At 54.3% G+C, this 8,270-nt stretch carries 8 protein-coding genes; 5 read left to right on the plus strand and 3 right to left on the minus strand.

Annotated features, from left to right (window positions below):
- Nucleotides 1-424: 424 nt before the first annotated feature.
- Nucleotides 425-1,816 carry a NarK family nitrate/nitrite MFS transporter gene (locus ACW14G_RS21330; RefSeq protein ID WP_163448665.1) on the minus strand — a complete coding sequence of 464 codons (1,392 nt, stop codon included), beginning with the start codon at nucleotides 1,814-1,816 and terminating at the stop codon, nucleotides 425-427.
- A 310-nt stretch (nucleotides 1,817-2,126) separates the two neighbouring features.
- On the opposite strand from ACW14G_RS21330, the gene narX reads away from it, so the two are divergent.
- Together narX and narL are read left to right on the plus strand one after the other, a co-directional pair.
- A complete protein-coding gene (narX, locus tag ACW14G_RS21335) occupies nucleotides 2,127-3,926 on the plus strand; it encodes a nitrate/nitrite two-component system sensor histidine kinase NarX (protein WP_167575714.1) in 1,800 nt (599 codons plus the stop codon).
- Nucleotides 3,919-4,569, plus strand: coding sequence for a two-component system response regulator NarL (gene narL, locus ACW14G_RS21340; RefSeq protein WP_065356687.1), 651 nt, complete (start codon nucleotides 3,919-3,921; stop codon nucleotides 4,567-4,569). The genes narX and narL overlap by 8 nt, the downstream gene beginning before the upstream one ends.
- A gap of 43 nt (nucleotides 4,570-4,612) precedes the next feature.
- Here narL and ACW14G_RS21345 read toward each other — a convergent pair whose 3' ends face one another.
- On the minus strand, nucleotides 4,613-6,004 hold the full coding sequence (locus ACW14G_RS21345; RefSeq protein WP_249023189.1) for a YchO/YchP family invasin: 1,392 nt from the start codon (nucleotides 6,002-6,004) through the stop codon (nucleotides 4,613-4,615).
- A 111-nt stretch (nucleotides 6,005-6,115) separates the two neighbouring features.
- Here ACW14G_RS21345 and ACW14G_RS21350 point away from each other — a divergent pair, with 111 nt between their 5' ends.
- The 3 genes from ACW14G_RS21350 (at nucleotide 6,116) to ACW14G_RS21360 (ending at nucleotide 7,245) form a co-directional block, all read left to right on the plus strand.
- The gene (locus ACW14G_RS21350; protein WP_223802716.1) at nucleotides 6,116-6,391 is read left to right on the plus strand and encodes a hypothetical protein; all 276 of its coding nucleotides are present in this window, start codon (nucleotides 6,116-6,118) and stop codon (nucleotides 6,389-6,391) included.
- A 9-nt stretch (nucleotides 6,392-6,400) separates the two neighbouring features.
- Nucleotides 6,401-6,754 carry a DsrE/DsrF/TusD sulfur relay family protein gene (locus ACW14G_RS21355; protein WP_065356693.1) on the plus strand — a complete coding sequence of 118 codons (354 nt, stop codon included), beginning with the start codon at nucleotides 6,401-6,403 and terminating at the stop codon, nucleotides 6,752-6,754.
- 245 nt (nucleotides 6,755-6,999) lie between these two features.
- On the plus strand, nucleotides 7,000-7,245 hold the full coding sequence (locus ACW14G_RS21360; protein WP_064544976.1) for a DUF1883 domain-containing protein: 246 nt from the start codon (nucleotides 7,000-7,002) through the stop codon (nucleotides 7,243-7,245).
- Nucleotides 7,246-7,291: 46 nt separating this feature from the next.
- On the opposite strand, the gene ACW14G_RS21365 is transcribed toward ACW14G_RS21360, so the two are convergent.
- Complete coding sequence (locus ACW14G_RS21365; protein ID WP_163448671.1) at nucleotides 7,292-7,972, minus strand: gamma-glutamylcyclotransferase; 681 nt, start codon at nucleotides 7,970-7,972, stop codon at nucleotides 7,292-7,294.
- Nucleotides 7,973-8,270: the final 298 nt, after the last annotated feature.

The following is an 8,270-nucleotide window of genomic DNA, read 5'->3' on the forward strand; positions in this document are numbered from 1 at the left end:
AAGTAGCGAAACCGGTCCAGGAATTTACTCATCGGGTCTCTCCTGTTTGGAGCCTGACGGCTCTCTGATAAATCGACATTGCTGAATTTGCAGCGAAGTTAACGCGCTGAAAGATGGAGGGAATTGATAACGATCAAGGCGGGCAGGCTTAACAATTGCGGCTAAAAACTCACATACCACCAAGGTGGTATACATTTGTATTTTATAATGCATTGTAAAATAAAGATTTTTATTAAATGGATAATGTTTCAGTCTGTAAAAAAGGGGCCATCTGGTATTAAGGGGTAGAGTCCCTTTCCCCTCCTGCTAAGCCCATTTTGGCACGCTGCCAAAATCGTCGTAACACCAACAGTATGTTGTAACTAACCAGGAATGTAATAAAGGCGCGAAAACTCGCGCCTTTATTTTTAAATAACGTTAAGCGTTATTTTTTCGCTTTGCGACCATATACTGCCCAGGTCACCACCACACAAACAATATAGAACACAAGGAACACCTTCATTGCGCCAGCCGGTGAGCCGGTTAAATCCAGCGAGGTACCGAACGCTTTCGGAATAAAGAAGCCGCCGATAGCGCCAATCGCCGAGATAAAGCCCAGCGCTGCCGCCGTATCGGTGGCCGCTTCGCGCATTGCTTTCTCGTCGGAACCGCCTTCTGCTTTCACGCGATCCATCGTCAGCTTACGGAAGATCACGGAAATCATCTGGAAGGTGGAACCGCTGCCCAGACCGGCCGTCAGGAACAACGCCAGGAAGACTACGTAGAAGGCGATGAAGTTACCGCCCACGCCGTTGGTTGGCAGGGTCATAAACAGCAGCGCGCTAAATACCGCCATCAGGATAAAGTTAATCAGCGTCACGCGAGTCCCGCCCAGGCGGTCGGAGATAGCCCCGCCCGCAGAACGCGCCAGCGCGCCGATAAACGGCCCGAAGAAGGCGTAGTGCAGAATCTGAATGTCCGGGAACTGGGTTTTCGACAGCATGGCAAAACCGGCGGAGAAACCGATAAACGAACCGAAGGTTGCCAGATACAGCAGGCTCATGATCCACAGGTGACCACGCTTCAGAACCGGCAGCTGCTCTTTCAGCGATGCTTTAGAGGTCGCCAGCTCGTTCATACCAAACCAGGCCGCAAGGGTGAAAATGGCCAGGAACGGCACCCAGATCCACGCAGCGTTCGCCAGGAACAGCTCTGAACCGTCCGGCTGCTGGACGCCCTGGCTACCAAAGGCGGCGAAGATAGACAGCGAAATCGCCAGTGGAGCCACCAGCTGCATAACGCTTACGCCCATGTTACCCAGTCCACCGTTCAGGCCCAGCGCACCGCCCTGCTTCTGTTTCGGGAAGAAGAAGCTGATGTTAGCCATGCTGGACGCAAAGTTTGCGCCGGCAAAGCCGCACAGCAGAGAGATGATGATAAAGATACTAAACGGCGTAGAGGTATCCTGCACCGCAAAACCGAGCCATACGCATGGAATGATTAAGATCCCGGTGCTGAACGCTGTCCAGCGACGGCCGCCAAACATCGGCACCATGAAGGAATACGGCACGCGTAGCAGCGCCCCTGACACAGACGGCAGCGCCGTCAGCATGAACAGTTGGTCGGTCGTAAACTGGAAGCCCACTTTTGGTAAATTGACCGCAACAGCGCTGAACAACATCCATACGCAGAAAGCCAGCAGCAAGCACGGTACTGAAATCCACAGGTTCCGGCTTGCAACGCGATGGCCGCGTTCCTGCCAGAATGCCGGATCTTCCGGACGCCAGTCGGTAATGACAGCGCCGGTTGCCCTTTCCGGGGCAGTGGAGTGACTCATAGACACCTCTGATTATTAATATCAACCTCGCCACATTAGGGTTTACACCACGAGGTAAGTTGATATAAATCAAAGGAAAAGTGGGCTACAGAATGGGCAAAAAAACAGCATCATCCTTAGGGAGTAGTCTTTTCTGTCTAAAAAAACCTGTTTTATCACACGGCTGTTACGTTGCTACCCCTCTCCCCCCGGCACCTTTACTATTATGGAAATAAAGGGGTAACTCCTTAGGGGTATGGGTATACTCCAGGCGATAGTCGAAAATAACGCCACTCGCCGGAGAGCCTTCCGTCAGGAGCTGTAACGCACAATGTTTAGACGCTTTTTTACACCACTCACGTTGGTGAATCAACTGGCCCTCATCGTCCTGCTCTCTACCCTCATCGGGGTGGCCAGCATGATGATTTCCGCACGCCTGGTCAACGGCGTCCAGGGCAGCGCGCACGCCATTAACCAGGCAGGCTCTCTGCGTATGCAGAGCTACCGTCTGCTGGCGGCCATTCCCGTGCAAGAGCACGACCAGCCCTTGTTTGATGAAATGCAAAAAACCGTCTTCAGCCCGGAGCTACAGCTGGCGGCAGAACGTGATGGCCAGGTGGCACAACTCAAAGCGCTACAGCAGTACTGGCTGAATCATCTGGCGCCCGACATTCGCGGCGCACAAAGCCAGGATGAAGTGAATGCCGATGTCTCGGGCTTCGTCGACCGCATTAATCAGTTAGTCACCGTTTTCGATCACACCACCGAAGAGCGCATCTCTCACGTGGTGTGGATGCACCGCCTGATGGCTTTTTTCATGGCCGTGCTGTTTATTTTCACCGTCTTCTGGCTACGTACACGCCTGCTGCATCCGTGGCGTCAGCTTCTGCGGATGGCGGAAGCCATCAGTCATCGTGATTTTACCTATCGCGCGCAGATCGGCGGACGTAATGAAATGGCAACTCTGGGCATGGCGCTGAACAACATGTCTGCCGAACTGGCCGAAAGCTATGCATCGCTGGAACGCCGGGTGCAGGAAAAAACCGCCGGTCTGGAGCAGAAGAATGCCATACTCTCCTTCCTGTGGCAGGCGAACCGCCGGCTACACAGCAGCGCACCGCTATGCGAGCGTATCTCGCCGGTACTGAACGGCCTGCAACAGCTGACGCCGCTACGGGAAATTGAAGTGCGGGTCTACGACACTGAAGATGAAGAGAACCACCAGGAATTTAGCTGTCATTCAGGCTGGGAATGCGACGATAAAGGCTGTTACCTGTGTCCACGGGACGTTGATATGTCGGCGACCGAAGGCGCAACGCTCAAATGGCGTCTTACCGATCCGCGCAATCAGTATGGCATTCTGCTGGCCACCCTGCCTCATGGTCGCGAGCTGAGCCACGATCAGCAGCAATTGGTCGACACGCTGCTCGAACAACTAACCTCGACGCTGGCGCTGGATAAACAGCTGGAGCGCCAGCAGCAGCTCATCGTTATGGAAGAGCGCGCCACCATTGCCCGCGAGCTACACGACTCCATCGCCCAATCGCTCTCATGTATGAAAATGCAGGTCAGCTGTCTGCAAATGATGCAGAACGAACAGTCGTCCGCAGAAAGCCGCGAACTGCTTGGCCAGGTCCGTAACGAGCTAAACACCTCGTGGGCGCAACTGCGCGAGCTGCTGACCACTTTCCGCCTGAAGCTGACCGAGTCGGGTCTGCGCCCGGCACTGGAGTCCAGTTGTCTGGAATACAGCAAACACTTTGGTTTCCCGGTCCAGCTGGACTATCAGCTACCGCCGCGCTACGTCCCGTCGCATCAGGCCATTCACGTGCTGCAAATTGCCCGTGAGGCACTCAGCAATGCGCTGAAGCATTCACAGGCCAGCGACGTGAAGGTGACCGTTACCCAACAGGGTAATCAGGTCAAACTGGTGGTGGCGGATAACGGCTGCGGTGTGCCGCTGCACGCTGAACGCAGCAACCATTATGGTCTTATTATTATGCGTGACCGCGCGCAGAGCCTGCGTGGCGATTGCCAGGTTCGTCGCCGTGAAAGCGGCGGTACTGAAGTCGTGGTCTCGTTTATCCCTGAAAAATCGCTTTCAACTTTCCAAGGAGAAATCCATGAGTAATCAGGAACGGGCTACCATCCTGCTAATTGACGATCATCCCATGCTGCGTACTGGCGTAAAACAGCTGGTCAGTATGGCATCGGATATACAGGTTGTGGGCGAAGCCAGCAACGGCGAGCAAGGCATTGAACTGGCAGAAGCGCTCGATCCGGATCTGATTTTGCTCGATCTCAATATGCCCGGCATGAACGGTCTGGAAACCCTCGACAAGCTGCGCGAAAAATCACTCTCTGGCCGCGTGGTGGTTTTCAGCGTTTCTAACCATGAAGAAGACGTCGTCACTGCGCTCAAACGCGGCGCTGACGGCTATCTGCTAAAAGATATGGAGCCGGAAGACCTGCTGAAAGCCCTGCAGCAGGCCGCCGCGGGCGAAATGGTTCTGAGCGAAGCATTAACCCCGGTTCTGGCTGCCAGCCTGCGCGCCAACCGCGCCACTTCAGATCGTGACATCAACCAGCTGACGCCACGCGAACGCGATATTCTGAAACTGATCGCTCAAGGCCTGCCGAATAAGATGATCGCTCGTCGCCTGGACATCACCGAAAGCACCGTCAAGGTGCACGTGAAGCATATGTTGAAGAAAATGAAGCTGAAATCGCGCGTTGAAGCCGCGGTCTGGGTGCATCAGGAACGTATTTTCTGACTGCCCGCTCCTTAATTGTCGTGACAGCTCCTGTCACGCACAATTAAGGCGTCATGCCCAACCAGCCATTTTCCATTGGCGCAAAGCTGACGACCGGCTCGGTCAACGCCAGCGTGATCTCATTGGAGGTAACACGCTGCCCTTTCTTATCTTCCACCACCACCGACAGATGCCAGGTATTGCTGGCCCCTTGCGTATAATCCCACGCGGGCATAATGATGCTCCACCCGTCGGTGCTGTTATTCGACGCCGGCGGCGTCAGGCTGAGCGCGGTAGTATCACCTTGCCAGGTCAGCGATTTCACGCCGTACTCGTCGTGTATCTGAAGTTTAAGCTCGACCGTTTCGTAGCTGCTCAGGTTCCACGGCGGCGTCGCCAAATAGACCGTCAGACTCTTACGCTGTCGATACTCCATCACCGGCAAACTATTGCGCTCTGGCGCATCGTAGCGGCTGCCGCGCAGGGTGCGCGTTTGCGCCACTTCATCAGCCGCTAACTGCTTTTTCAGCGGCACACCGAAGCGGAAATTCACCTTCATGCCAAGATTGTTTTGATTCACCCCGCTCTCTCCCTGCTTGTGCTGAGCGCTAAAGGTGAGAAGTGGAATGGGGGTATAGTTGAGGCCAAGCGAAACCGCGACCGGGTTATGGTACCCCGTACCGCTGCGGAACAGATCGACGCTATCGCCGAAGTACTGCTCTACGCTCAGGCTGGTATTAATGTGGTTCCAGGCGGGGATCCAGGCCTGTGCGGTGACGTCGTAGCCACGCGCCATACGCTGTTGTAGCGTCGTGCCGCTGTTTTCCCAGGCATGAAGCGGATGGTAGTAGTTGGCTGAAAAGCGCAGATTTTCACCCCAGGCCTCCGCGCCAACGCCGCCACGGTTGAGATCATCACCCAACAGGCTATCGTAAAAGGTGTTATAGCCCAGCAACCATCGCCCGGCGACCCAACGCTGGCCGACGCCGAGGTTCCCTACCGTTCCTTCGTCCTGTTGGCTTAACCCTATCTGGGTCCAGGTGAGATAGCGGGTGTTGTCCTGCAACGGCACAAACCAACTGCCGTGGCTACCAGTAAACTTACCCTTCTCATCCACCAGCATCTGAAAATCCGTATTGCCCCAGGGCGAAAGCCAGCTACCCAGTTGTTGGTTCACTTCGCTATTCAGCTTCTCCTGCACCTGCGTGAGCGCAAAAAGTCGCGCCTGTTCGCCGGTGTCCAGGCCGTTATCGGTCATGCTGGCTTCGCCAAAAGACTTCACCATTTCGGCAAACTGTTTTTCGCCCTCGCGATTTTCCGGCGCGATGCCGAGATCCGGCAGATTATCGAAAGGATGTTTCGCCTCTTCAACAAAGTTCTGCCGCGCCCGGGCGCAGTTGCTGGCCAACACCAGCACAACGAAAAATGACGAGTAAAAACGCAAAGACAAAACCACAACCTCATAGCCAGCAACGAATGGGGGTCAGATGTCACCCACCCAAACCTGTAGTTTACCCCCATCCCCCTCATTCTTCAGCTTTCACGCCGCATTCCAGGAATAGACTGAATGACGATGAAATCACCGTTTTACACGTTACGCCGGCCAGCAGCACTTGAGAGTTATGGCATACAGAAACCGCAGTTTGTCCTGCTTTTCAGGCATTTCCCTCCTTCGTCGACCGCTGAGCAGCCTTGTTTTTCAATGGCTTCCACGATGCTTTTTTCGCCTGTGTTGAAACAGCTCCACACAATTTTTTCACCACCGTTTCAAGCCCCTGCGGTGTCGGGTGTATCATTTGCACACCCGGTAGAGGGTGATCTCTATCTTCATGAAGTTGATTAAGGAGTTCAGATGCAACGTATTGTCATTATCGCCAACGGAGCTGCCTACGGCAGCGAATCGCTGTTTAACAGCCTGCGCCTTGCCATCGCGCTTCGCGAGCAACAGAGCGACCTTCACCTTCAGCTGTTTTTAATGTCAGACGCCGTCACCGCTGGCCTGCGCGGGCAAAAACCGGCTGAAGGCTACAACATCCAGCAGATGCTGGAGATCCTCACCGCTCAGGGCGTGCCGGTGAAGCTGTGTAAAACCTGCACCGACGGGCGCGGCATGACCACCCTGCCGCTGATCGACGGCGTGGAGATTGGCACCCTGGTTGAGCTGGCACAGTGGACCCTGGCCGCAGATAAAGTATTGACCTTCTGATTTTGCCGCCTTTACCCACTTTGGGAGGATATTGTGTTACCTCTGCCACATTTTGCCTATGAATGTCACGAAGGCTGAAAGGATTCAGGGATTTTGTCATTTTTGTTGAAGCGTTACGGCATTTTTTGATCAAAATCAGCATCAAGGCACGCGGTGTTTGGTGTTATGCGATGAGTGAATTGTGAACAACATCACAGGCAGGATTTGGTCGCAGGGAACGCGTTGACTCATGGCAGCGGGGTATTTTGGTGATGGTAAAGGCAAGTTTGACATTATTTGGCGGGGATACGGTGGTGGTGCGTTGCTCTGAGCGTTGCCACATTCATTTAATGAGCACCCAAAAGAGCGCCAGCAATCATGGCGCCGATATTCTGAGCGTACAAAACGAAGAAAAAGCGTATCTCACCGTGCCCTATAGCGGCACCTGGAATGTACTGATTGATAGCCACAGCCAGTCGCTTGAGCACTCTATCAGCTACGTCGCAGCCTGATAATGTCCCCGGAAGCACGCACTTCCGGGGTTTCCGCTTTTTGCGCTTATGCCAGCCCCGGCGGGTTCACGCCACTGACCAGGACACGCACTTTATTAATCAGCTCATCTAAACCATCATCCGGCATGCCCAGCTTTTGCAGCTCCTGCTCCAGCGAGAACAGATACTGCGCGTTGGTTCCTAACGGGCCACTGGCACGGGCAATCAGCGGTGCAATCACCTGTACACTGGTGTCAGACTCATACAGCGGATGACGGGGATCCATAATAAACACCAGCGCATTCACCGTACGCCCATCGTCAAGGCTCAACCGACACCAGGTCGGCAGATAGCAACCGGTAATCATCTCGCGCTTCCACAGCAGCGACAGCTCATTTTCAATTTCGTCATCCGGCAGACGATAGGCCACGCCGGTGGTACGTCCGCCCTCTTTCAACGCCAGCATCCGCCCCGGCTGGCAGGCGCTTCCGCGCCCCGCTGTCAGCCGCAAACAAAACGCCCGATGCCAGCCGATGAGGGTGCCGGTGACCGACTCGCTGTAGTTGAGAGCCGGGTTCCACATCAGCGAGCCGTAGCCAAAAATCCACACCGGGCCATTATCCGGACGACAGGCCAGCGTCGCCGCCAGCGATGCCGCACGCTGTTCAGCGGACCAAAGCAACGATTCCTCTATTGCGCCAAACGCCGTTGTACAATCCGCCTTCATCAAGAAATCACGCGTTAACACTTTAAACCTCCACCACCACTTCTCTTCCCTGCAACACATGCGCCCTCAAGGGAACGAATGGCGACCTCCGGAGCTGTCGTTGACGAAATATTATCCAGCTTTATGACCCGGGATGCAATTTGTCTCCCGGGACGTTCGGGCTATTACGAGGATTTCGCCGATGGTAAAAATAGGGAAATCCGTGCATCAATATGCTGTTATTTAATAGATATTTGCCCAATAATTTATATTTTAGCCATCATTAATGTAATTTGGTATACAATGTAAGAATAGAAAAAGATAGCTTTAATGGGCTAAA

The organism is Kluyvera sp. (assembly GCF_965301105.1).

Excerpts from the sequence above, each read along its gene's own strand:
- narX (WP_167575714.1), top strand. The coding sequence starts at position 2,127 with ATGTTTAGACGCTTTTTTACACCACTCACGTTGGTGAATCAACTGGCC.
- ACW14G_RS21355 (WP_065356693.1), top strand. The coding sequence starts at position 6,401 with ATGCAACGTATTGTCATTATCGCCAACGGAGCTGCCTACGGCAGCGAA.
- ACW14G_RS21330 (WP_163448665.1), bottom strand. The coding sequence starts at position 1,816 with ATGAGTCACTCCACTGCCCCGGAAAGGGCAACCGGCGCTGTCATTACC.
- narL (WP_065356687.1), top strand. The coding sequence starts at position 3,919 with ATGAGTAATCAGGAACGGGCTACCATCCTGCTAATTGACGATCATCCC.
- ACW14G_RS21350 (WP_223802716.1), top strand. The coding sequence starts at position 6,116 with ATGACGATGAAATCACCGTTTTACACGTTACGCCGGCCAGCAGCACTT.